Source organism: Streptococcus penaeicida (assembly GCF_002887775.1).
In the GTDB taxonomy this organism is placed as follows: Bacteria; Bacillota; Bacilli; order Lactobacillales; family Streptococcaceae; genus Streptococcus; species Streptococcus penaeicida.
Map to the genome: position 1 here is coordinate 76,565 of NZ_LOCM01000028.1, position 24,677 is coordinate 101,241.

Genomic DNA, 24,677 nt, shown 5'->3' on the forward strand with positions numbered 1-24,677 from the left:
CTTAACTTAGAAAAAAGCTCGGATAATATCATTCCAGGTCACTGCTACCATAAGAACTAACATGATGGCAACTCCTGCAAAGGTAATATAAGTTTCTGTTTCTTGTTTGAGTGGTTTGCGACGGATAGCTTCAATGATATTCATTAAAATTTTCCCACCATCTAAGGCCGGGATGGGCACAAGGTTGAAAATACCAAGGTTGATGGATAACATGCCCATCAAAGTCAGTACAGATTCTAAACCATTGTGAGCCGCCTGGTTAGACATCTGATACATGGCTACCGGACCACCCAGTTTATCTAAACTAAAGCTCAGAATAAGGTTTTTCAGTGCAGTGATAATGAGTGTTGCTCCGCTAAGAGCCATTTGGAAGCCGCCTAAGATTTTGTCCATAAGCCCAGTTTTCAATGGCACTTGAACGCCAATGACATAGCTCTTAGCCACTTTTTGGGGTTTGACTTGGACAATCTTACTGTCCCCTTTAGACTTTACAGTCACAGGGATGGTTTGTCCTTCTTTAAGGCTTTTTGTTGATTGATCAACAGCTTTTATTAAATCTTCCCAGTTAGCAACTTTGTATTTACCAACTTTCAAAATCTGGTCATTGGTCTTGATTCCTGCAGCCTGGGCAGCACCACCATCAGCGACTCTGATATGATTACTTGAATAATCAAGCGCACCACCTTGAACAAAAGTTAGCAGGATGAAGACCAAGAATCCAAGAATAAAGTTATTCATTGGACCAGCAAAGTTGGTGATTAGACGCCCCCAGACACTGGCATTCTGATACTGAACATCCAGAGGGGCAATTCTAATCTCTGTTCCATCTTCTTCTACGATGGTGGCATCATGGTCGACCGCATAGGTCTTTGTCTCATCAATGACTAATCCAGTAATAGACAGCTTGTCTTCTAAGTCATATGAGGTGACATTCATTGGCAAGCTCGTCGGATCGATATTGGTTTTCGAGAGATTTATACGACTAACCAAGCCAGCTTGATTAAGGGTCAAGCTAGCTGGCGTGCCGGTTTTAATTTCCGTTTCATCATCACCCCAGCCAGCCATCCGAACATAGCCACCTAAGGGGAGCATTCTAACAGTATATAAGGTTCCTTCTTTATCAGTATGAGCGAAGAGTTTGGGGCCCATACCTATTGCGAATTCACGAACCAAAATACCTGATTTCTTGGCAAAATAGAAATGCCCAAATTCATGGACAACAACAATTATGCCGAAAATAAGGATAAAGGTTAATAAGCCTAGCATAAATTTCCTTTCAGTCTACTTTTTTGATTTTAAAAAAGTCCAAAAAGATGCATGATAGGGAAAACAAAAATCATGGAATCAAAGCGGTCTAATATACCACCATGACCTGGAATTAATTTTCCTGAATCTTTAACACCAAAGTGTCTCTTAATAGAACTTTCAACAAGATCGCCAAATTGCGCAAAAATCGAAAAGAAAATAACAAATACTAACATGGTTAAAAAGTGATGCGGTGCATATACAGCCTTATCAAAAAGCATAAATATCAAAGAAACAAGAACTGCAGAAGCAATACCACCCAAGCTACCTTCAATGGTTTTATTTGGTGATACTTTAGCCAATAATTTTCGACGGCCAATCTTACGTCCGATGAAATAAGCCCCCATGTCGGTTGCCCAGACGATAAAAAGTGCTAACAAGACTTTGTCGATTCCAGACATGCGAGCATTGACCAAATTTTGGAAACCAATACCCACATAAAGACTTGCTGCTATTGGAAAGGCTGCGTCATCAAAAGAATAACGCTCACTATTTAGGACTGTCCCTGCTAAAAAGAAGAAGACAATAAGACCAAAACAAGCAAAGCTTGAGTCAACTGGTAGAAAATTGAGGTAATTGTCCATTGGAACAGTTAAAACAAAGGCTGCCAACATGGCTAGGACGCCTTCAAATGAAAAGACTTCTAACTGTTTCATTCTAAGCATTTCGGATACAGCAATCATAGCTAAAACAGCTACAAAAAGCTGGAAGGGAAGGCTGCCAATAATTAAGAATGGCAAAAAGATAACTGCTGCTATTGCCCCCCAGATAATTCGTTCTCTCATAAATTTACTCCTCTAAACGCCACCAAAACGACGGTGACGGCGGTTATAATCTTCCAAGGCTGCAATTAACTCAGCTCGCTTGAAGTCTGGCCATAAAATGGGTGTGAAATAAAATTCACTATAGGCCGATTGCAAGGCATGAAATTGCTAAGACGCAATTCGCCACTGGTTCTTATAATCAAATCTGGATCACGATATAGGTAAGGCAAGTGATCGGTCATTAAATAATTGGCAATTAATTCTTCGGTGATATCACCGGGATTTAAATTGGCGTCCAAAACATCTTGTGCAATCATCCGCACAGCACTAGTAATTTCGGCACGACCACCATAATTCAAAGCAAAATTTAAGACGAGTCCTGAATTTTTTCGAGTAGCTTCGATAGCTCGATTCAGAGCATTTAAAGTTGCTTCTGGTAATCGATTGGTTTCACCAATCATTTGGATGCGAACATTATTTTTGTTAAGCTCCGGAACATATTTATCGAAAAATTCAACTGGTAAATTCATGATAAAAGAGACTTCATCTTGAGGTCTGGTCCAATTTTCGGTTGAAAAGGCATAAACGGTTAAGACTTTTACGCCTAATTCTGATGCTGCAATGGTCACTTCTTGAAGGGCATCCATTCCGGCTTTATGACCAAAAACACGTGGTTTTAAGCGCTTTTTCGCCCAACGACCATTACCATCCATGATAATGCCAATATGTTTAGGAATTTTTTCGAGTTTTACTTCTTTTGGTTTTAGCTGTAATCGTAACATGTCATTTCCTTAATTTTAAGCGTACTTACTTTATTTTACCATAATTAGAGCTATTTGACTTAGCTTTTAGCGTCTAAATCCACAAAAAAAGGCCTCTAATAGCCAAATTATGGCGATTTTAGAGGACTTTTTCTTGATTTCAAGTCAAGCTACTTAATTTTTCAACTATTTGCTTACTCTTGAATAGCTGAATCACTTGTTTCAGCTGTCTGAATTACTGATTCTTCAGCTACTGGAGTTACTTCTTCAGCTGCTGGTGCGACTTCTTCAGTCTGTTTATCTTCTACGACTTCATTACTTGTTGTAACTGCTTCTGCACTTGCTTTAGTAACAATACGTTTGATTGCTCCTAACTCAAATGGTAAATAAACACCATCGACATCTAAGATGATTTTGTTTGCTACTTGGTCAACTTCATCGACTAAGGCGTACATCCCACCAATTGTGATAACTTCATCACCTTTTTGTAAGGCGTTCATTTGTTCTTGACGTTCTTGTGCTTGTTTCTTTTGTTGGCGTTGCATGTAGAAAATGAGTCCAATAAAGACGACAAACATGATTATTGTTGAAAATCCCATAATTGCTCCTTCTTTTAATTAAAAGTCTTGCTTAACTATATCAAAATTCACATAACATAGCAAGGAGAGGCTAATTATTTTCCGCTACCGCCCAAGATAAAATCGGCTATTTCTGATGGTGACAAACTGGAATCACAAACCACCTTAACACTTCCAGCATTTCCAACAACCAAAGCCGGAACAGTTTGAATCTGATGGCTGGCACGAAATTCTTGAATAGCATCAAAATCGGCTATGGAGTCACTGGGGATATAGTATACAGTTAATTCTTTTTCTTGACTGACTTGAGCTAATTTCGGTGCGAAACGGCGGCAAAAAGAACAGGTAGGTCGCCCTAGAAAAAGGATAAAATCTTCCTTAGTCTCGAGCTTTTCATTCAATTGCGCCATTGTTATTTCGGTAAAGTAGCTGATAGCTTCTTGAAAATCCATTTTGTCTCTCCTTAAATCTAAATAGTTAAAGGCAAGGACACAGGGGCCCAAGCCCTTATTTTAATCTTCATAGCCATTTGGGTGGCTTGAATGCCAAGTCCAAGCGCTGGCAATAATCTTTTCAATGTTATCAAATTCTGGTTTCCAGCCCAGGATATCACGCGCTTTAGTTGAATCAGCCACTAAGACATCCGGATCCCCTTGGCGACGAGGGCCAATTTCACAAGGAATTTCTTTACCTGTCACTTTACGGGCCACTTCAATGATTTGAAGATTAGAAAAACCAGTTGATGAACCCAAGTTAAAGGCAGAAGATTCATTTCCTTTGCGAAGGTAATTTACAGCTAAAAGGTGAGCTTGCGCTAGATCAAAAGGATGAACATAGTCGCGAATGTTTGTACCATCTGCTGTTTCATAATCGTCCCCAAAAATCATCATTTTTTCACGTTGTTCATTAGCCACTTGAAGGACAATCGGAATTAAGTGGGTTTCTGGCTTATGATCTTCACCAATTGAACCATCAGGTTTGTCACCCGCCACATTAAAGTAGCGAAGGGCAACAAATTTGATGCCATAAGCTTTATCACACCAATCCATGATTTTCTCCATCATCAGCTTACTTTCGCCATATGGATTAATCGGTGCTTGAGAAGTAGTTTCTTTAATCGGCAATTCTTCAGGAATACCATATGTCGCTGCAGTTGATGAGAAAACAATCTTCTTAACGCCAACTTCATTCATAACTTCTAAAAGCTTAACCATACCAACGGTATTATTGTCGAAGTATTTTAAAGGATCTGTCATTGATTCACCAACCAAGGAGAAGGCAGCAAAATGAATAACCGCATCAATATCTTTATTTTCTTGGAATACCCGACGCATAAAGTCTTGATCCGCTAAGTCACCTTGATAAAAAGAAGCCTCTGGATGAACCGCTTGGCGATGACCAGTAACTAAGTTATCCACAACGACAACCTCTTCACCTCCATTTTCAATCAACCAATCAACCATGTGAGAGCCTATATATCCTGCTCCCCCAAGTACAAGAATTGCCATTATTTTTCTCCTGTATCTAAAAACCTTATTTGAACATTCTGTAGTTGTTATTATACCATCGCATATAATTATTTCAACTTTGAGATTAGATAAGTAGCCTAATATAAAAAAAGAGACTAGATTAAATCTAATCTCTTACGTATGTCAACTATGCCAATCAAAGATTGAATGAGTAATTATTTTTCTTTACCATGCTTACGTGCCGATAAAGCAAACGGTAAAATTAAGGCTCCACCAGCTAAAGCAAGAATGCCTTTTTTATTCTTACTCTTATCAGCTTTGATGGCTTTTTTAAGTTCTTTGTCAATAACTTTTGACTCTTTTTCTACCTTATCATGTCCCTTATTAGATTTATCATGTTTTTCATGACCTTTGTACTTGCCTTGATCATGGCCACTACCAGAAGGTCCATCAGGAATTGGAGTTTGTCCATTATCACCTGGGACCGGTGTATCAGGGGTTTGGCCTGTATCACCAGGTACTGGTGTGTCTGGATTTCCGCCATTATCTCCTGGATTTGATGCGTCTGGATTCTGACCTGTGTCCCCAGGTTCTGTATCTGTCACTTTCGCCAACTTCAAGATAGTCGCTGTCAAAGCATCAAGCGTTAAACCGTTTTGATCAAAATGCAAACCGATAGGATTTGTTAAATTGGCTAAGCCTGCACGCTCACCATCTGCCAGCACGCTAGCGCTACTCCATTCTGCTGGTAGAGTAAAATGACGTGCCTTACTGTCCGAATTAACGAGAACCACATAACGATCGCCATTTGTTGCAGTAACCATATAACCAATAACAAGATCATTTTCAGCTACACCATCTTGACCAGGGATGGTTAACAAGCTCACATTTTGATCAACAAGTGCCTTGTCACCAAGTCGGAAAGCATCCGTCGAACGACGAATTGCAATTAAGCCTTGCATGTAGTCGTGACTCTTAGTATTTTCAGGATATAACTGACTATTAGTTGCCTTAGTCCAATCAAAGTGATTAATAGCATCAGTAGAATCATAAGAATCATGGATAAAGTAAGGATATTCAAATGGTGTACCATCCTCATTCACTAATAAATGAGATTTGTTAGGTACCAATTCACTTGCTACTGGCTGTTTGTAGGCTTCATCACGAAATTGTTTGGTACGGCCATATTCTTGACCTGAATGAACAAATGCTGTCCCTTGCGAAGTCATAATAATCAGATTACCTAAACGTAAACGACGGTGAATTTCAGCATTATTTTCCGCAATACTTGGATCCTTCTTAATAGATTGCGCAATAATATCAAAAAGGGTTAAGTTATCATGGGCTTCAATATATTGAATCACATCACCAGGATCATCAGCCGTAAAGTTAGTTGGTTGTCCTTTAATATTGCTAAAGATGCCATTAATGCTACGACTACCATTTGTTAAGAAGGCTGGTTGCCCCTCATTTGGATAACCTGACTTCAATAAGTTACGGATATCATCAGAGAATGAAGCAACAGAATCTGTTTGATTCATCCAGGTTTGATCTGCCGCCTGAACTTTCTTGTTCTCATCTCCAGCATAAGTGATCCAACCTTCTCCTAACATCAGGATATTCGGATTAAGAGCTTTCGCTGCATCAAAAGCAGCTTGAATCGTTGCCGCATCATGTTCACCCATCATATCAAAGCGGAAACCATCAACTTTATATTCTGAAACCATGTATTTAATAGAATCAAGCAAGAGGCGATGCGTCATATAATGGGTTGTCCCAACACGACCGCCACCAAAGGCAGTCCGAGGAGTCCCGTCAGCATCCATGAAATGGTAATAGTTTGGTTCCAAATCTTCTAAGATAGCAACCTTAGCAGTATGATTGTAAACCACATCAAGCAAGACACCCATACCAAGTTTGTGAATCTCATTAACTAGATTCTTGAATTCGGAAATGCGTTTACTTGGATCAGTTGGGTCTGAAGAATAATTACCTGTCAAAGCAAAGTAAGATTGTGGATCATAACCCCAGTTATAATTGGTATCACTTGAAGCATAGTTATCCATTCTGTCTTTATTTATTTCATTGATGAAATAGTAAGACATAACAGGCAATAATTGAATGTGGGTAACCCCTAATTCTTTCAAATATTGTAAGCGTTCAGCAAAGGCCGCAAATGTTCCAAATTGATTTTTCAAATCACCAGAAATAGCCTGGTCAGATGTAAAGTCACGAACATGCGCCTCATAGATAATCGCATCTTCACGTTTTGTGAAGCCTGGAATGTGAGCATAATCTAAGTCTTTTGGACCATATTGACTCGGATCAATGAAGGCTGCCTTAGCAACTGCATATTCAGGTCCTTTAGCGGCTAAATCAGAATTCCATTCTGCCAATGACTTAGCATAAGGATCTAAAACAAGCACCGTCTTATCACCACGTTGAATTTGATAATGGTAATAATAGCCCCGATAGTCAGTCACACCCAAACCAGAATTGCTATCCAGATGTCCAGTCCATTGGCCTTTGTCTCCTTTTTGCATAGCAACAGTACCAAGAACAAGAGATTGATCATCTTTATCATAAACAACCACTGAAACATTATCAGCACTTGGTGACCAAATAGCCAAGTCAACAGATTGACCATTTTCATTGACTTTTGAACCTAGGAATCCATCATAGGCATAAAGAGAATCTTTGTACTCCCAATTGCCTTTGGCTAGAAATTCCTCTGAAATATAAGTGACTGTAAAAGGTCCCTTATCGGCAGCAAAATTACCAGTAATGAGGATTGTTTTTTGAGCTGCATTTAGAGTAATAGAGTCTACTGTCACCAATTCTTTAGACCCATTAGTCACTGTTAGGTTTTTAAGAATTGTCGCCTCATCAGCACCTTCAAGACTGGTCATGCTAGCTTCAATAGTTGTCGGACTTATTTGTTGAGCACCTAACATGCGAACATTATTAACAAAGTAAGGGTTTGTATAAATGGTTGAATCCTCGTCTTTCAAGAAAATCTGTGTGTTATTTTTAAAATCAGTAAATTTGTAATCAGTTGGATTAATTTTAACAGCGTCGCCACTCTTACTTTCATCCAATAAGAGGAAGCCTAAATCACTTGGTAAATCTGTCAATTTAATATCAAGGTAGACACCATACTTACCTAAGTCAGTAAAATTGATACCATCTGGCCAAGCTCCTAATTGTTGTAATTGAGCTGGGTCGACACTGCCCCAAAGCCATAATGATTTGTCGCTATAGTTCCCATCAGTCCGGAAATAGTTGATGCGAAGAGTCCCGACAGCTTGAGGCGCATAATAATGTGCTTTGTAGTTTTCATCAAACCAAACTTCATTCATACTTTGACTCAGCACATCAAAAGATTGGTCGCCAGTAATATTTTGGCCTCCGGTATTATTAATAAGCCATTTAATTAAATCTCGAGGACCTTCTGCCATTTGAATATCAAGGTAGAAGCCATAGGCATCTTGCTTAGCCGATTTGAAGTTGGTCGCACCTGTTGGCCAAGCGCCATTTTGCTCAGAAGGCTTAGCCACATCTTCCCAAGTCCAAAGCCCTAGACTAGACAAATCTGTAGACGGTAAAGTCTTGAAATGCATACGAATATAGCCTGCTGCGATAGGCGTTTCCGCATCAAGTACGGTATCCACCTTAACAATATCGCCATCAGTGACTTGTAAAATCATAGTTCCGCCATCTTTAGAATTTGGCGCTAAAAGCTCAACAAAGAAGCTTCCATCAGCAGCTTTTTGGGCTTGATAAGACTTGCCAGAATAAGCGTCAAAAACTGTAGCTTTTTCGGAGGAAAGGGTTACCTTGAAAGTGCGGCTAGCATCTCCCATGTGATATAGGAAGTAAGCTGCATCACTGCCATGGCTGCGCTTTGTCAATAACCATCTTTGACTGTCACTAGAAGATATAAGGTTTAAATCACCTTTGGCCATCAAATCACTATGAGTGTTACGGAAATTTAAAAGAGCTTTATAATGGTTTAACAGTTCGCTGGTATCAGCTTTTGACCAATCTAATTCATAACGGTTATCATAATAAGGCCAGTTATTAGCTCCTGATTGACCTAATTCTTCCCCATAATAGATAACTGGCTGACCTTTAGCTGTCAATAAAAGACTAATAGCTAACTTGTACTTATCAAGATCATCGCCAATACTGTAAAGGAAGCCATCTTCATCATGACTGCCCAAAAACTGTGCTAATGTTTGATTGCTAGTCAAGAAATTGTTTCGAGCAACAAGTTCTTTTCCAGCAGCTGTTAATTGACCATTTACGAAGAGTTTAGCAATGTCTTTAAAGCCAAAGTCAAGCAAGCTATCCATAGTACCAGTGCCTAAATCACCCTTGGTATCTTTATAATTTGCTCCCCAACTTTCACCCACCAAGTGGAAGTCAGCATCTTTTAAAGCCAATTCATTTTTAAAATCTTGCCATGTAGTGTCATCAACATGTTTGACCGTATCAACACGGAAAGCATAAATGCTATTGCCATTTGCTGTCGTGGCTTTTTCTAACCATTGTGTTTGCCAAGCCACTAATTGATCACGAACCAAAGGATCTTCAGTCCGGAAATCCGGAAGGTTGGCAAGAGAATCTTTCTGGTCATCCCCAGCAATAATCTGGTCCCCTGTACGAATCATATCCTTGAATTTAGTCTCTGAACCATAACCCGCATGGTTGAGGACCACATCGACAATAATATTAATGCCACGCGCCGCAGCTTGGTCAATCAAGTCATGGAAATCATCCAAGGTCCCCAAATGTGGATTTAATTTTTCAAAATCATCAGCCCAGTAACCGTGATAAGCATAGTATTCCTTACCAGCTTCAGTACTAACATTTTGTGGCACGTTTTCGACAATCGGTGTCACCCAAACACTGGAAACACCAAGAGCCTTCAAGTAATCTAATTTAGCAGTAATTCCTTTAAAGTCACCACCCTTATAGACACCAGCTTGATTGACTGCACTATCATAAGGTTGATTAAAAGGATTGTCATTGCTCTGATCACCATTATAAAATCGGTCAGTCACAGCAAAATAAATAACTTGCTCATCCCAGTCCTTTTCACCAGGCTTCTTGTTCCGAGGATTAATGGTTACAGTCACTTGACTATCATAATAACCATTATCAGCATCGTAAATCCGAATTGGCAATTGGTAAGTGCCCGCTGCTGTTGTCGAACTAGCCGTAATCGTCACTCGATTCAATTCAGGTGAAATCAGTATCTTGCCACCACCGATTTGCGCAGTGTCAACCTCCATGCGCGTGATTTTGGCATTATCAGGATTCGTCAAAGCAATATCAATAATGCCAGTTTCATTGTAATTAAAAGGACGCAAACTGCTAGCTTGAGCTTTAATGTTCTTAGTTCCAGGAATCGCTTTGCTGAAATCTTGCTCAGTTTGAGTTTTAATGTAGTAAGGATTAGTGTACAAGCTATCATCGCCACTCTTCAAAAAGAGCTGACTCTGACTTTCCCGATCAGTGAAGCTATAATCCACAGTTTTATTGCCAGGGGCATCAGGATTATTTTGATTGACTAATAAGAATCCGAAATTCGAAGCCAATCCTTTTGAAAGCGGGATATCAACATAGCGACCATTTGGTCCCACATTGACAAAATCTAAAGCATCAGTCGGCCATTTTTGACTTGCAGTGGTCACATCACCCCAAATCCAAACACCCCAGCCATCATAATTATTGTCTGCTCGTTTATAATTAATGCGAATGATAGATTCATCAGCAATCGGTTGATAAGTATAGCAATTGAATTGCGCATCAATCCAAGCTTCATTCATACTAGGGTCGATAACAGGAAGTTTCCTGTCACCATCACCACCAATTTTAGTACCATTATCTAAAAGAACATAACCAATATCACCAGTTCCACTAGCTGACTTAGTGATATCAATATAGTAGCCATAGGCGTCTTTTTGTTGACTATTAAAAGGTGTTGCGGCTGTTGGCCAAGTCCCCGATGAAGGATTAGCAACTGCTCCCCAAGTCCAAATCGCCGCATTGGCAACATTGGCATCAGTTACATTTTGAAAATGCAAACGAATATCACCAGCAGCAATTGGAGTCTCTGCTACATTCGTTTCCACAGTCGGGGTAGTTGATGTAATAACACTATCATTTGAAGTGCTTGTATCAAGCGAAGTTGGATTGACAACTTCAACTGGCTGTGTCTCTACTGTCGAATTAACAGTTGCATCCTGATTCGATACGGTAGAAATTGGATTACTGGTTTCAGAAGTCTGACTAGCATTAACAGCAATCGGAGTCTCGCTACTTGTTGGAGTAGTCGATGTTGGAATTTGATCACTAGACGAATTGGTATCTGTGACGAGACTTGTCCCAGTAGCATCTGTCAGACTATCAACCGTATTGGCTTGAACAGCATGCCCTCCCGAGAAAAAGAGAGCTGTTGCAATAGTTACCGAAGCAACTCCAACCTTCAAACGACGAATCCCAAATTTTTGCCGTTTTTCAGGTCTGAAGGCTTCAGGTTTTTTAATCATTGAATGTAACATATGATCCTCCTTTGATCCTTTTCATAACTAGTATACAAAGGAAAAACCATTTATGCAACCGTTTTCTTAAATAATTATAAACAATTATACAGTGAGCCATATTTGTGTAATTAAGGTAGTGCAATCGCTTGTCATGAATTGCCTTATTTTACCACTTAAAAGCATATGGTCTTTTAAATCACTCTTTCTTTTTTATTATCAAAGCATGGGCATCCTTGATGCCGAAAAGCTTTAAATCCGTCCGCTTTAATTTACCAGTATTCAAATGGTAATCGAGCAATTGATCCGAAAATAGAAAATAAAGTCTTGATTTATCATTAGCCAAAAAAGGCGGTAAATAATCCCTCTTCCCTTGTGGCTTTATCTTAACCATTTTTTCCTTCATGGCACTTATTTCAATAAGTGTCCAAGAAAAATCTTTATTATAGAAAGCATCATTTTCAATAATCAGTTGCTTGCTACCTTGATGATAAAAAATAGATTTAGGGTACTTTGCGGATGAAGGAAAATAGTATTTTTGTCTAGAATCAAGATCAAAGACCATAACTTGTCGACCAGACAAAGGCTCTCCATTAGCATCTCTTCCCCTGAAAGATGCTGGTAAATACAAGGTATGTCCGACATTGGCCATTCGCAAATAGGCTGAGGTGTCTTCTAAATCAATTCTTTCCTTAATGTTAAAGGCTTTATCCATCAGCCAAAGACAGGTACCAGGTAGGCCACTTGCTTTATCCACATAGGAAACTAAGAGATAGAGTTGATCATCAATCAGTAGAAATTGATTACTGGCGTTTATATGCTCATCATTAGGAATGGACTTCTTGAGAACTTTTTTCAGGTTTAAATCATATTTGTAGAAGTCAATACGATCAGTAAAAACAGCTGTCGCATAAAAATATTTACCATCCGTAATAGAAGCATAGGCATCATTACCCAAGGCTGGCTGGATTTTTTCTTCCAAAGTTTTCTGATCGATACTTTCCAAGAAAACCTTTAAACCATCACCTTCCAAAGTCTTAGCTAAATAGCGATGACCCGCTTGTTTAAAAGATTCCTTTTCAAAAAACTTCGTATTCTTACGGCGAAGTTTTTCCAACGGCTGCAACTGACCCTTAGATACACTAAACGTTTGAACATCTTTTTTATCAAAGATAGCAAACTGATAATCCTTTTTTGCCTGATAAGCATGACAACCAGAAAGTAGGAACACACTCACTAATACCAAAAACCGACTAATACTATTTTTACTAAAAATCATCTATTTTTATACCTTTAGTTCGTCAAAAGACTACAAGTTTCTTCTTTCTATTTATATAAACAGTCATAGACTTCTTTTGCATTCTTTATTCCAATTCCATAAATTGAATTGATTTCCTTAATAATATCAACTTCCGTATGGATTGATTTTCTAATTTCCAGCAGTGGAATTTTCTTCTCGATTAAAAGGCCTGTTAATTTTTTTGCTATCTTTTTTCGTGATCTATTTTCTAATAATAGCAATATTAGAAGTACTATTGAAAGGTACAAATAACCAATATTATCCATTAACAATACTCCTTTCTTGCTTTTTTCTTCAGAAAACGTTTTCTAATTCAATTATAATAAACAAGTCTGTTTTGTCAATCTTATTTTAATAATCTAGCAAAGACGTCATTTTTCTGTTTATGACAAGAAAAAAAGCCTTCAAAAATGAAGACTTCTCATTAACTTATTTTTTAATACAGAAGGCATCCCAGGCTGCCAAACGTCCGGAATCAATAACTTTTTGAGGGTCACTATTCGCAATAATGGTTTGATAAGTATCGCAGACCAAAGGAAAATCCTGCTCGTGATCAGAAAGGTTGACCACGATTAAATAGGTATCTTGTCCTAAACGGCGTTCATAAGCAAAAACCTTGTCTGCAGTTTCTAACAATTGGAAATCAGCTTCCACCAACCAGTCCTGCTCCTTACGCAAAGCTACCAATGTCTGATAGGTATAAAAGAGGGAATTTTCGTCTGCTAAAGCTGCTTGAACATTAATGTCCTGATAATTCGGATTAACGGGCAACCAAGTCTTCTCCGCACTTGAAAAACCAGCATTTGTCGAAGTATCCCATTGCATCGGCGTTCTGGCATTATCGCGCCCAATTTGACAGATACTTGCCATAATATCAGCTGCTGCCACTCCATTCTCCAAAGCTTCTTTAGCATAGTTGACCGACTCGATATCGTCCACTTGCTCTAAAGAGGCAAAAGGATAGTTGGTCATGCCAATTTCTTCTCCTTGGTAAATATAAGGCGTACCGCGCATCAGATGAAGTAAAATGGCTAGGGCTTTACCAGATTGAACACGGTGTTCTTGCGAATTCCTCCAGATAGAAAGAACTCGGGGCAGGTCATGATTGTTCCAGAACAAGGAATTCCAACCTTCTCCCAGTTTCAACTCCGTCTGCCATTTTGAAAAAATAGCCTTGAGAGCTGGTACATCTAATTCTTTAGCAAATTCCCATTTTGGACGATTTGGCTCATGTTGCAGGCCAATATGCTCAAATTGGAAAACCATGGATAATTCCTTATTTTCAGGACGAGAATATTGCTTAGCAATTTCTGGAGTTGCCCCCCAAGTTTCACCAACAGTCAGTAAATCATGATTGCCAAAGCTAGCTTGGTTCATTTCTTTGAGATAGTCATGTAATTTTGGACCATTTCCCGTAATTTCAGCATCCGGAATTTTACCGATTAAATCAATAACATCCATGCGGAAACCACCAATGCCTTTAGCAATCCAGAAATTCATCATATCGTAGATTTTCTGACGAAGATCAGCATTTTCCCAATTTAAGTCGGGTTGTTTTTTACTAAACAAATGCAAGTAATATTGACCTGAAGCCTCATCTAATTGCCAAGCAGAACCTGAGAAAGTCGATGTTAAACCATTTGGCTGGTCTCGCCAAATGTAAAAATCTCTTTCTGGGCTTTGCGGGTTTTCTCGTGCTTCAACAAACCAAGCGTGTTCATCAGAGGTATGGTTGACGACCAAGTCCATGATGATTCTAATGCCGCGTTTTTGGGCTTCTCCTAGGAGAAGGTCCATATCGGCCATATCGCCAAAAATGTCTGCGATAGCCTGATAATCCGAAATATCATAGCCATTGTCATCCATTGGTGATTGATAGACAGGTGATAGCCAAATAGCCGTAATCCCAAGTTTTTCTAAGTAATCTAGCTTTTGAATAATACCTTGCAAGTCACCAATCCCATCGCCGTTAGCGTCCATAAAGGATTTAGGGTAGATTTGATAGATTGTAGCTTGATGCCACCAATGCTTTTCCATAGGTCTCACTTTCTATATAAGGGTGATATAAAGTCCTCAAAACAGGATTTCGAGGACTTTATATTATTCTAGGAGGAATCAGTTATTAACGGATTGCTTTTTCAGAATCTAAGTCGAAGAAATGACCTTTAGAAACGTTAAAAGTTAAGCTAACTTTTTCACCTGGATTGTGGAAATCACGCGCATCAACACGTGAGGCAAATTCAGTGTCACCAAGTTTCACATAAAGCATTGTTTCAGAACCTAACAATTCAGAAACGAGAACTTCTGCTTCAACATTAGCACTTGGGAAAGTTTCTTCAACAAGAAGGTTAGCTGAGATATCTTCTGGACGAATACCAAATGTCACTTTTTTGCCATCATAGCCAGCTTCTTTAAGCATTTTAGCTTGGCCTTCAGTAATACCGATATCAAGGCCATCTTCACTCGTAATACGAGCACCATTGATAGTGACATCAAAGAAGTTCATCGCTGGGCTTCCGATAAAGCCGGCAACAAATTTATTAGCTGGTTGGTTGTATAATTCTTGCGGTGAACCAACTTGTTCAATTTTACCGATTGTTCCGTTACCTTCAGGATTTTTTGTCGCTGACATGATAACAATACGGTCAGCCAAAGTCATCGCTTCTGTTTGGTCATGGGTAACATAGATAGTTGTTGAACCAATACGACGGTGAATTTTAGCAATTTCAGCACGCATTGACACACGCAATTTAGCATCTAAGTTCGATAAAGGCTCATCCATTAAGAAAACTTTTGCATCACGAACGATTGCACGACCCATGGCAACACGTTGACGTTGTCCACCTGACAAGTCAGCTGGTTTACGTTCTAGGAACTCAGTTAAGCCTAGGATTTGAGCAGCTTCTTTAACACGTTGGTCAATATCAGCTTTTTTATATTTACGCAATTTGAGACCAAAAGCCATATTATCGTAAACAGTCATATGTGGGTATAGGGCATAGTTTTGGAAAACCATGGCAATATCACGGTCTTTTGGTGACTTGTCATTAACAACTTCACCATCAATTTTTAATTCACCCTCAGAAATATCTTCAAGACCAGCAATCATCCGAAGCGTTGTTGATTTCCCACATCCTGAAGGACCAACGAAAACGATAAATTCTTTATCTTTGATATCCAAATCGAAATCTTCAACAGCGTAGTGTGTTGTATTTGGGTATTTTTTGAAAATGTGGTTTAAATTTAATTCTACCATGACTTACTCCTTGATTTGAGCTTCCTAGCTTTGAAGCTAGCCAGAAAAGCACCTGCATTTTTGATACTTCTATTCTACCAAAGAAAAGGCTTACAAAATACAGACAAGGCGCCCAAACCTTATTGGGCACCTTGCACAAGTTTATTGTTTCATCATAAAAAGATAGGCAAAAGCCAAGTCGTCAAGGACCTTCAGATTAAGGCCTAACTGCTTTTTAAGTTTGTCTAATTTGTATTGGAGAGAATTGCGATGAATATAGAGTTTTTGGGCCGTTTGCACCAAATTGCCCTGTGATTCCCACATACTTTCTATCAAAGCCGAAAAATCACTATTTTGCATCAAGACTCTTTGGAATTGTCCTTCAATAACCGGTGTCTTCTGATTTTGCAAGAAAGCCCAAAGCATCAATTGCGAAAAAGTCTGCACTTTAGAACCGCCTTTTTTCAGTAAATAAGCCGAAAACAAAGCATTTTCTTCCTCAAAGACATCCCGCAAAGTCGCACTGTCTAAATGGTGCCACTCATTCCCAACAAAGAGCGACAAGGCCAAACCAAAGTCACTTTCCAAAGTTGGTAGGATATCTTGGAGAATAGCCAAGCTGTCTAACGGATTAGAAATGTCCAAGAAAAGGATTGTCCGGTTTTGCGAGATTGGAAAAAGAGCTATCGCTTCCGACAAAATCTCCTCTAAGACTTGGAGAAAGGCCGCAGAAAGAGCTTCTTGATGGTTGAGGTAAAGAAATTGAACATGAGCAAGCTCTTGGGGTGCTGACCCTACTTGCTTGACTAAGTAGCGATACCAAGGCGATGTCACTTTCTGAGCAGAAGGTGATTCCTGAGCAATCATCTTTAAGAGCTCTAACTCACGATCGGTCAAGCTATCCTTAGGAAAATGTAAATAATGTTCATCTTTTTCAATACTGATCCAAGAATCATCAGCCATCGGAAAATGACTCTCTTGCATTTCTGGAAATGACTTTTTCAGGTCCATAGCTTCCTTTCTGTCTTTCTCTATCTCTCTTTTGTATCCAAAATGATAGTCACTGGGCCATCATTTACCAAAGACACCTTCATATCGGCACCAAAGATACCTTTTTCTACGGGGCAGTGTTGGGCTAACATGTGGTTAAAACGGCCGTATAGGTCGCTGGCTAAGTCAGGTTTGGCAGCCCCGGTAAAAGCTGGTCGGTTGCCTTTTTTAGTAGCAGCGAAGAGAGTGAACTGGGAGATGGAAAGGATTGACCCTTGGATATCTGCTAGGGACAAGTTCATTTTATCTTCCGCATCTGAAAAAATCCGCATTTGGGTGATTTTCCGCACCGCATAGTTCAAATCTTCTTGTCCATCCTCAGGTCCAAAGCCCACAAGGAGCAATAGACCTTGCTGGATAGCGCCAGCGATTTGACCATCAATAGTAACGGAAGCTTCTGAGACTCTTTGAATCACTACTTTCATTCTAGACTCCTTTAACCGTTTGTCCGTTTGACATTATAGATATCAGGTACAGCCTTGATTTTCTCAACGACTGTTGTTAGGTGGGTTAAATTAGGAATACCAAAACTAACATGAATATTGGCAAATTTCATGTCTTTTGTCGGTTGGGCATTGACCGCAGAAATACTTTTTGTTGAGTTTGAAAGGATTTGGAGGACATCATTGAGCAAACCACTACGGTTCAAGCCATAAATATCAATTTCTGCTTGATAATCCTTGCTTGAGTTTTCCATGTCCCACTCAACTTCAATCAGGCGCTGTTCGTAACCTTCTTGACCCTTGATATTATTACAATCGGCGCGGTGAATAGCAATCCCACGACCTTTGGTAATATAACCCTCAATGGCATCACCCGGCACTGGGTTACAGCATTTGGCAATGCGCATCAAGAGACCTGATGCCCCTTGAATGATAACCCCATTTTCACTGCGAACCTTAAGCACGTCTTTATTCTCATGCTTAACTTCGCCACCTTTAACCAATTCTTCGGCTTCTGCTTTAGCTTTGGCTCTTTCTTCCTCGCGCCGTTCTTTCTCTGTCAATTTATTAAAGACCGAAACGGGGCTCAGGTCACCAAAACCAACAGCAGCGTAGAGCGACTCAACACTCTTAACACTAAGTCGAGGCAGAATTTCTTCAATTTTTTTCTTTTCCAAGTACTTGTTAGCAACATAGCCCTGCTCTTGGAAATAATTGACCAGAAGCTCGCGCCCTTTATTAACCGACAATTCCTTGTCTTGGTTTTTAAAGAACTGACGAATTTTATTACGGGCTTTATTGGTTTTGACCAAGTTAATCCAGTCCCGGCTTGGCCCAAAGGAATTTGGGTTGGTCACGATTTCAACGACATCGCCGGTTTTCAACTTGGCCGTAAGGGGCACCATTTTACCATTAACCTTAGCACCTGTCGCTTTTTCACCAACTTGGGTGTGGATGGCGTAGGCAAAGTCGATAGGACCTGATTCCTTAGGCAATTCTTGCACGGCACCATTTGGCGTGAAGACGTAAATGCGTTCCGAGAAGATTTCTTCTTTGACGGAATTGACAAAGTCTTTAGCATCCCCATTGGAGGCATCTTGAAGCTCCACCAATTCATTAATCCAGTTCATGCCGACCTTTTGGTCAGACTGACTCACTTTGCCTTTGACACCTTTTTTGTAAGCCCAGTGAGCGGCAACCCCATATTCAGCGACCTGATGCATCTCCTTAGTGCGAATTTGGATCTCAATGGGGCCTTTAGGTCCATAGACGGTTGTGTGGATAGACTGATAACCGTTGGCCTTAGGCGCAGCGATGTAGTCTTTAAAGCGACCAGGCATAGGCCGCCATAATTCATGGATGTAGCCAACCATGGCGTAAACATCACTCTGGGTCTCCATGACACAACGGATGGCAATCAAGTCAAAAATCTGATCAAATCGTTTCTTCTTATCACGCATTTTACGGTGAATTGAATAAATGTGCTTAGGACGACCATAAACATCTCCATAGAGACCTTGATCATTGGTATAGGTAATGATTTTATCAACAATTTCATCAACTAAGGCTTCACGTTCACGACGTTTTTCCCGCATCATGTGTGAAATTTTATAGAATTCTGATTCATTAAGGTAACGGAAGGCTAAATCTTCCAATTCCCATTTAATACGACTAATCCCCAAACGATGGGCTAAAGGAGCGTAGATTTCCATGGTCTCCCGGGAAATGCGTTCTTGCTTATCCTTGCGCAAATGTTTTAGCGTCCGCATATTATGAAGACGGTCAGCCAATTTGACCAAAATAACCCGAATGTCTTTAGACATAGCCATCAACATCTTACGGTGATTTTCAGCTAATTGTTCCTCATGTGATTTGTATTCAACCTTACCAAGTTTGGTAACTCCATCAACAATATCCTTTACATCTGAGCCAAACTCTTTTTCAATATCATCAATGGTAATTTCTGTATCTTCAACCACATCATGTAAAAAGCCGCAGGCCACAGTGACCGCGTCTAGATGTAAGTCAGCTAAAATCCCCGCAACTTGGATGGGATGAATAATGTAGGGCTCACCTGATTTTCGTGCTTGGTAAAAATGAGCCTCAGTGGCATAATCAAGCGCTTTTTGTACAAAGGCCACATCTTTTTTTGTCATATAGTTTGCTGCTAAAGCAACAACTTCGTCACCAGATAAGTTGATTTCTTTTGCCATTCTTTTCCTCAGTCAATTTCTTTTCCCTATTTTAACACTTTCAATCAAAAAGAAAAAGGAGGAATCACTTTCATCGTATGGAATGCCTATTATTGATTTTTCAATTTTTATAATTATGAGAAAATTCATGTAATATAATGTATATTTTTTGTAAATTTTTGTTAAAACGTTCGTAAAATCCATTGATGAAAACCCTTTTTCAAGCTATAATAAAAGTCCAAGTTCTTTTTTTACCACTTTTTACATTAAAGGAGATTTTTTAGGAATGAAGAAACATTACGTATCGAAGAGCGCATTTTTTTTAGCTATGTTAGTTGCAGCTGGTTCAGCACAAATGGTAAAAGCTGAAACTCCTACTACAAGTGCATCTACGACAACCAGTCCTGTTGCAGCAAGTACAACAACTGTTACTGCACCTACTTCAAGTGAAGTAGCACCTGCTCCGGTGGCAGCTCCAACAAGTGCACCTGCAGCGGAAGCAACAACTAGTCAAACTGCTACAACAGTAGCACCCACAGCGACAACAACTGCTCCAGCAGCAGCTCCAAGTACAAGCACAAAAACAAACACACAATTGGCACCTGTAGCCAAACAAGCAGCTACAACTCCTGTCGAAGGACAAAATGTCGATGTGCGTATTATCTCCACAACTGACCTTCATTCAAACCTTGTTAACTACGACTACTACCAAGATAAAGAATCACAAATGATTGGATTAGCAAAAGCTGGGGTCCTTATTGACCAAGCAAAAGCTGAAAATCCTAATACAGTTATTGTCGATAACGGTGATATTCTTCAAGGGACACCTCTTGGAACTTACACAGCCCTTATTGACCCAGTTCAAGCCGGCGAAGTACACCCAATGTATGCTGCCCTTAAAGAACTCGGTTTTGATGCCTCTACTCTTGGAAACCACGAATTCAATTATGGTTTACCATACCTCGAACGCGTCATTGCCTCTGCTGGCTTGCCAATTCTTAATGCCAATGTCTACGATGCAGCAACTGGTCAAAACCTCTTCAAACCATACGACATCATTACCAAGACTTTTACTGATGCGAATGGCCAAGCAGCAACTGTAAAAATCGGTATTACCGGAATTGTTCCCCCTCAAATCATGGCTTGGGATAAGGCTAACCTGGAAGGTAAAGTTACCGTTAAAGATGCCGTTCAAGCTGTTCAAGAAATCATTCCTACAATGAAAAACGCTGGCGCTGACATCGTTCTCGTTCTAGCCACACAGGTATCGGTGACGATGTTTATGAAGTTGGCGAAGAAAACGTTGGTTACCAAATTGCTAGCTTAGCAGGCGTTGATGCTGTTGTTACAGGTCACTCTCACGCTGAATTCCCTTCAGGTCAAGATACTGGTTTCTACGAAGCTTACAATGGCGTTGATGGAATCTCAGGTCTTATCAATGGTACTCCAGTTACAATGGCTGGTAAATACGGCGACCATATCGGTGTTATTGACTTAGACCTTACCTTCACTGGTGGTCAATGGACAGTTAATAAAGACCAAAACCATGCTGAAATCCGTAAAATTGATACTAAATCAACAGTAGCTGATCCTGATATTATTGCCCTTGCCCAAGAAGCACATAAAGGAACAATTGATTACGTTCGCCAACAAGTTGGTGAAACAACAGCTCCAATCAACTCTTACTTCGCTCTTGTAAAAGATGATCCATCAGTTCAAATTGTTAACAATGCTCAACTTTGGTATGCTAAGCAACAATTAGCAGGAACTCCTGAAGCAGACTTACCATTATTATCAGCAGCTGCTCCATTTAAAGCAGGTACTCGTAATGACCCAACTGCATACACTGATATCCCAGCTGGACCAATTGCTATTAAAAACGTTGCTGACCTTTACCTTTATGATAACGTTACAGCAATCCTCAAAGTAACTGGTGCTGACATTAAAGAATGGTTAGAAATGTCTGCTGGACAATTCAATACTATCGACCCTAACAATGCTGGTCCACAAGACTTGGTAAATACACAATACCGTACTTACAACTTCGATGTTATCGATGGTGTCACTTACGAATTCGACGTTACTCAAGCCAATAAATATGATGCCAAAGGTAATTTGGTTAACCCAGATGCTAACCGCGTTATCAACTTGAAATATCAAGGTAAAGACATTGATCCTAACCAAGAATTCATGGTTGTTACCAACAATTACCGTGCTAGCGGTACTTTCCCTGGTGTTAAAAACGCAACAATTAATCGTTTGCTTAACTTAGAAAACCGTCAAGCCATCATTAATTACATTGTTGCTGAAAAAACAATTAATCCAAGTGCTGACAACAACTGGTATTTTGCTGACACTATTAAAGGTCTTGACCTTCATTTCTTAAGTGCTGAAAAAGCAAAAGACTTAATCGGAAATGCTAAAGATATTGCCTATGTTGCACCTTCTACTGTTGAAGGATTCGGAGACTTCGTCTTCACTTATGTAAAACCTGAAGTTCCAACAACTCCAGTTGAAACACCTGAAACTCCAAAACCAGCAACACCTGGCCAAACAAATACTGGACTTACACCAAGTCAGCGTCAATACGTTTACCAATTGGCAGCAAATGCTTACCAACAAACAAGTGCGAAAGCAGAAGCTTCTAAAGAAGCTCAATTGCCACACACAGGCGTTAAAGAATCTCGTGGACTTCTCATGATGGGACTTAGCTTCTTTGGCCTCGCAGGCATCTTACGCAAAAAAGAAAGCAAATAATGAGAGCTTATCTCACTCAACCATTCTATTGAGAAAATAAGTAAAAGAGAGAAAGTTCTAACCAAAGATTGGTTTGGAGCTTTCTCTTTTTGTCTTGTTAATAACTATATCTTGTGCTAAACTAGTAAACAGATTACAAGATATAGTATTAGGAGAGCAAATGTCTGATTTAACCATTGTCTTTATCAGTTTAAGTGGTAACACCTTAAGTTTCGTTAAACGCTTAGGCCTTTATTTACAGGAAAATCATGGTATTGGGACCAGAACAATCAATATTAAAGAATTAAAGCATGAAACTTTCCCAGTTGACGATAATTATGTCGCCATCTTACCAACCTACCTTGAAGGGGGTAACGGGCTTGATTCTGGCGATGTCGAAATCCTCACTAACCCTTTGGGTGATTTCATCAAAGCCACGACAACTACAAACGCTGTTTTGGCATCATCGGATCTGGAAACCGAAATTTTAACAACCAATATTGCCTGACAGCCAAACAATATGAACAACGCTTTGGTTTCCCCATGATTGGCGATTTTGAGTTGCGAGGTACCATTTCCGATATCGAGCGCTTAGCCAAGGTTATTTTGGAAAGAAAAGCCGCATTTGAATCGCAACCATAATAAGAGCTCAGAAAATCTCTGGGCTTTTCTTCTGTCTTTGGCTTTAGCATGTTATAATAGGGGTATTGAACTAATGAAAAGGGAGCAATTATGAAAACAACTGTTGACTACATTACCAAATTAACACAAATCCCATCACCAACCGGTTTTACCAAAACCATCATGGATTATGTATCAGCTGAGTTAAGTAGCTTTGGTTATGAACCTGTTCGCACCAATAAAGGTGGCCTCATGGTTTCCGTCAAAGGTCAAGATGACAGCAAACACCGAGTGGTAACTGCCCATTTAGATACATTGGGTGCAATGGTTCGTGCCATTAAACCTGATGGTCGTCTCAAGATGGATTTGGTAGGTGGATTCGTCTATAACGCCATTGAAGGGGAAAACTGTATTGTCCATGTGGCCAAAAATGGTAAAGAAATCTCAGGAACGATTCTGATTCACCAAACCTCAGTCCATGTCTATAAAGACGCCGGAACTGCTGAACGTAATCAAGCAAATATGGAAGTTCGTCTAGATGAAAAAGTTCGTACTGCAGATGAAACACGCGCATTAGGTATCGAAGTGGGTGACTTCATTTCTTTCGATCCACGTGTTGTTCTCACAGACTCAGGCTTTATCAAATCACGTCACCTAGATGATAAAGTGTCTGCAGCTATTCTGATTGAATTGCTCAAAGAATACAAAGAAAATAATATTACCCTACCATACACCACTCACTTCTACTTCTCAGCCTTTGAAGAAGTTGGACACGGGGCTAATTCAAGCCTTCCCAAAGAAACCGTTGAGTACCTAGCTGTCGACATGGGAGCAATGGGAGATGACCAAACCACAGATGAATATACTGTTTCTATCTGTGTCAAAGATGCATCAGGACCTTACCACTATGAGCTACGACAACATATGGTAGCCCTTTGTTTGGAAAATAATATCCCTTACCAATTAGACATCTACCCATACTATGGCTCAGATGCCTCAGCAGCCATGCGTTCAGGAGCTGAAGTCAAACACGCCCTCCTCGGAGCAGGTATTGAATCAAGCCACTCATACGAACGCACCCACCGTGACTCTGTTGAAGCAACTGAAAAACTAGTAGATGCTTACCTCAAGAGCCAAATGATTGATTAGTAGAAAAGAGGAAGATAGATTGACCAAACTCATTCTGATAAGAGGAAATTCTGCTAGTGGAAAAACGAGTTTGGCTAATGTTCTTCAAGCTAAATTGGGCGAGAATACCTTGCTTCTTTCCCAAGACAAGCTCCGTCGAGAAATGTTACTGGCTCATGATGGTTTTGACACGCCAACAATCCCACTATTAATATCCTTGTTAAGTTATGGAATTAAATACTGTGACTATATCATTTTAGAAGGTATTCTAAAAGCAGATTGGTACGCTCCTGTTTGGGATTTTATCAGCCAACAAAATCAACTTCAAGTCTTTGCTTATTATTATGATGTTCCATTCGAAGAAACATTAAAGCGCCATTCAGCCAGAAGTAAGGCCGAAGAGTTTGGCGAGGAGGCTCTGAAAAGGTGGTGGAATGAAAAAGATTACCTAGGAATAATCCCCGAAAAGACTTTTGACAAAACAGTCACCCTTCAAGAAGCTCTCAATAACATTTTGCAAGATATTAAAAAAGGTCAGGAATAATTT

The 24,677-nt window shown here is 39.7% G+C and carries 15 protein-coding genes and 3 pseudogenes; 4 read left to right on the forward strand and 14 right to left on the reverse strand.

Annotated elements, in window-relative coordinates:
* Nucleotides 1-6: 6 nt before the first annotated feature.
* The 14 genes and pseudogenes from rseP to AT575_RS07695 all read right to left on the reverse strand — a co-directional run bounded on the left by rseP (nucleotide 7) and on the right by AT575_RS07695 (nucleotide 19,666).
* Nucleotides 7-1,266 (reverse strand): RIP metalloprotease RseP, encoded by a 1,260-nt coding sequence (gene rseP / locus AT575_RS07630; protein ID WP_102777836.1) that lies wholly within the window; start codon nucleotides 1,264-1,266, stop codon nucleotides 7-9.
* Nucleotides 1,267-1,295: 29 nt separating this feature from the next.
* On the reverse strand, nucleotides 1,296-2,090 hold the full coding sequence (locus AT575_RS07635) for a phosphatidate cytidylyltransferase (protein ID WP_102777837.1): 795 nt from the start codon (nucleotides 2,088-2,090) through the stop codon (nucleotides 1,296-1,298).
* Nucleotides 2,091-2,102: 12 nt separating this feature from the next.
* Nucleotides 2,103-2,851: pseudogene (locus tag AT575_RS07640) on the reverse strand (isoprenyl transferase).
* Nucleotides 2,852-3,024: 173 nt separating this feature from the next.
* Entirely contained in the window at nucleotides 3,025-3,429 is a 405-nt protein-coding gene (gene yajC / locus AT575_RS07645; protein WP_102777838.1) for a preprotein translocase subunit YajC, read from the reverse strand.
* Nucleotides 3,430-3,503: 74 nt separating this feature from the next.
* On the reverse strand, nucleotides 3,504-3,860 hold the full coding sequence (locus tag AT575_RS07650) for a DUF6568 family protein (RefSeq protein ID WP_102777839.1): 357 nt from the start codon (nucleotides 3,858-3,860) through the stop codon (nucleotides 3,504-3,506).
* Nucleotides 3,861-3,920: 60 nt separating this feature from the next.
* Nucleotides 3,921-4,916 carry a UDP-glucose 4-epimerase GalE gene (galE, locus tag AT575_RS07655; protein WP_102777840.1) on the reverse strand — a complete coding sequence of 332 codons (996 nt, stop codon included), beginning with the start codon at nucleotides 4,914-4,916 and terminating at the stop codon, nucleotides 3,921-3,923.
* Between the two features lie 176 nt (nucleotides 4,917-5,092).
* Nucleotides 5,093-11,446 carry a pullulanase gene (locus tag AT575_RS07660; RefSeq protein WP_102777841.1) on the reverse strand — a complete coding sequence of 2,118 codons (6,354 nt, stop codon included), beginning with the start codon at nucleotides 11,444-11,446 and terminating at the stop codon, nucleotides 5,093-5,095.
* Between the two features lie 178 nt (nucleotides 11,447-11,624).
* A complete protein-coding gene (locus AT575_RS07665; RefSeq protein WP_102777842.1) occupies nucleotides 11,625-12,704 on the reverse strand; it encodes a hypothetical protein in 1,080 nt (359 codons plus the stop codon).
* 47 nt (nucleotides 12,705-12,751) lie between these two features.
* Complete coding sequence (locus AT575_RS07670) at nucleotides 12,752-12,991, reverse strand: hypothetical protein (protein WP_102777843.1); 240 nt, start codon at nucleotides 12,989-12,991, stop codon at nucleotides 12,752-12,754.
* Between the two features lie 163 nt (nucleotides 12,992-13,154).
* A complete protein-coding gene (locus AT575_RS07675; RefSeq protein WP_102777844.1) occupies nucleotides 13,155-14,762 on the reverse strand; it encodes a glycoside hydrolase family 13 protein in 1,608 nt (535 codons plus the stop codon).
* A gap of 85 nt (nucleotides 14,763-14,847) precedes the next feature.
* Nucleotides 14,848-15,981: an ABC transporter ATP-binding protein gene (locus tag AT575_RS07680; protein WP_102777845.1), complete on the reverse strand. Its 1,134-nt coding sequence runs from the start codon at nucleotides 15,979-15,981 to the stop codon at nucleotides 14,848-14,850.
* A gap of 141 nt (nucleotides 15,982-16,122) precedes the next feature.
* Nucleotides 16,123-16,971, reverse strand: coding sequence for a helix-turn-helix domain-containing protein (locus AT575_RS07685; protein ID WP_102777846.1), 849 nt, complete (start codon nucleotides 16,969-16,971; stop codon nucleotides 16,123-16,125).
* Nucleotides 16,972-16,991: 20 nt separating this feature from the next.
* A complete protein-coding gene (gene dtd, locus AT575_RS07690; RefSeq protein WP_102777847.1) occupies nucleotides 16,992-17,435 on the reverse strand; it encodes a D-aminoacyl-tRNA deacylase in 444 nt (147 codons plus the stop codon).
* Nucleotides 17,436-17,446: 11 nt separating this feature from the next.
* Nucleotides 17,447-19,666: a RelA/SpoT family protein gene (locus AT575_RS07695; RefSeq protein ID WP_102777848.1), complete on the reverse strand. Its 2,220-nt coding sequence runs from the start codon at nucleotides 19,664-19,666 to the stop codon at nucleotides 17,447-17,449.
* 265 nt (nucleotides 19,667-19,931) lie between these two features.
* Between AT575_RS07695 and AT575_RS07700 the strand changes: the two are divergent.
* The 4 genes and pseudogenes from AT575_RS07700 (at nucleotide 19,932) to AT575_RS07715 (ending at nucleotide 24,674) form a co-directional block, all read left to right on the forward strand.
* Nucleotides 19,932-22,402, forward strand: a pseudogene (locus AT575_RS07700) (bifunctional 2',3'-cyclic-nucleotide 2'-phosphodiesterase/3'-nucleotidase).
* Nucleotides 22,403-22,562: 160 nt separating this feature from the next.
* Nucleotides 22,563-23,023: pseudogene (nrdI, locus tag AT575_RS07705) on the forward strand (class Ib ribonucleoside-diphosphate reductase assembly flavoprotein NrdI).
* A gap of 90 nt (nucleotides 23,024-23,113) precedes the next feature.
* Nucleotides 23,114-24,151 carry a M42 family metallopeptidase gene (locus tag AT575_RS07710; protein ID WP_102777849.1) on the forward strand — a complete coding sequence of 346 codons (1,038 nt, stop codon included), beginning with the start codon at nucleotides 23,114-23,116 and terminating at the stop codon, nucleotides 24,149-24,151.
* A 19-nt stretch (nucleotides 24,152-24,170) separates the two neighbouring features.
* On the forward strand, nucleotides 24,171-24,674 hold the full coding sequence (locus AT575_RS07715; RefSeq protein ID WP_102777867.1) for a kinase: 504 nt from the start codon (nucleotides 24,171-24,173) through the stop codon (nucleotides 24,672-24,674).
* The last annotated feature ends 3 nt before the right edge of the window (nucleotides 24,675-24,677 follow it).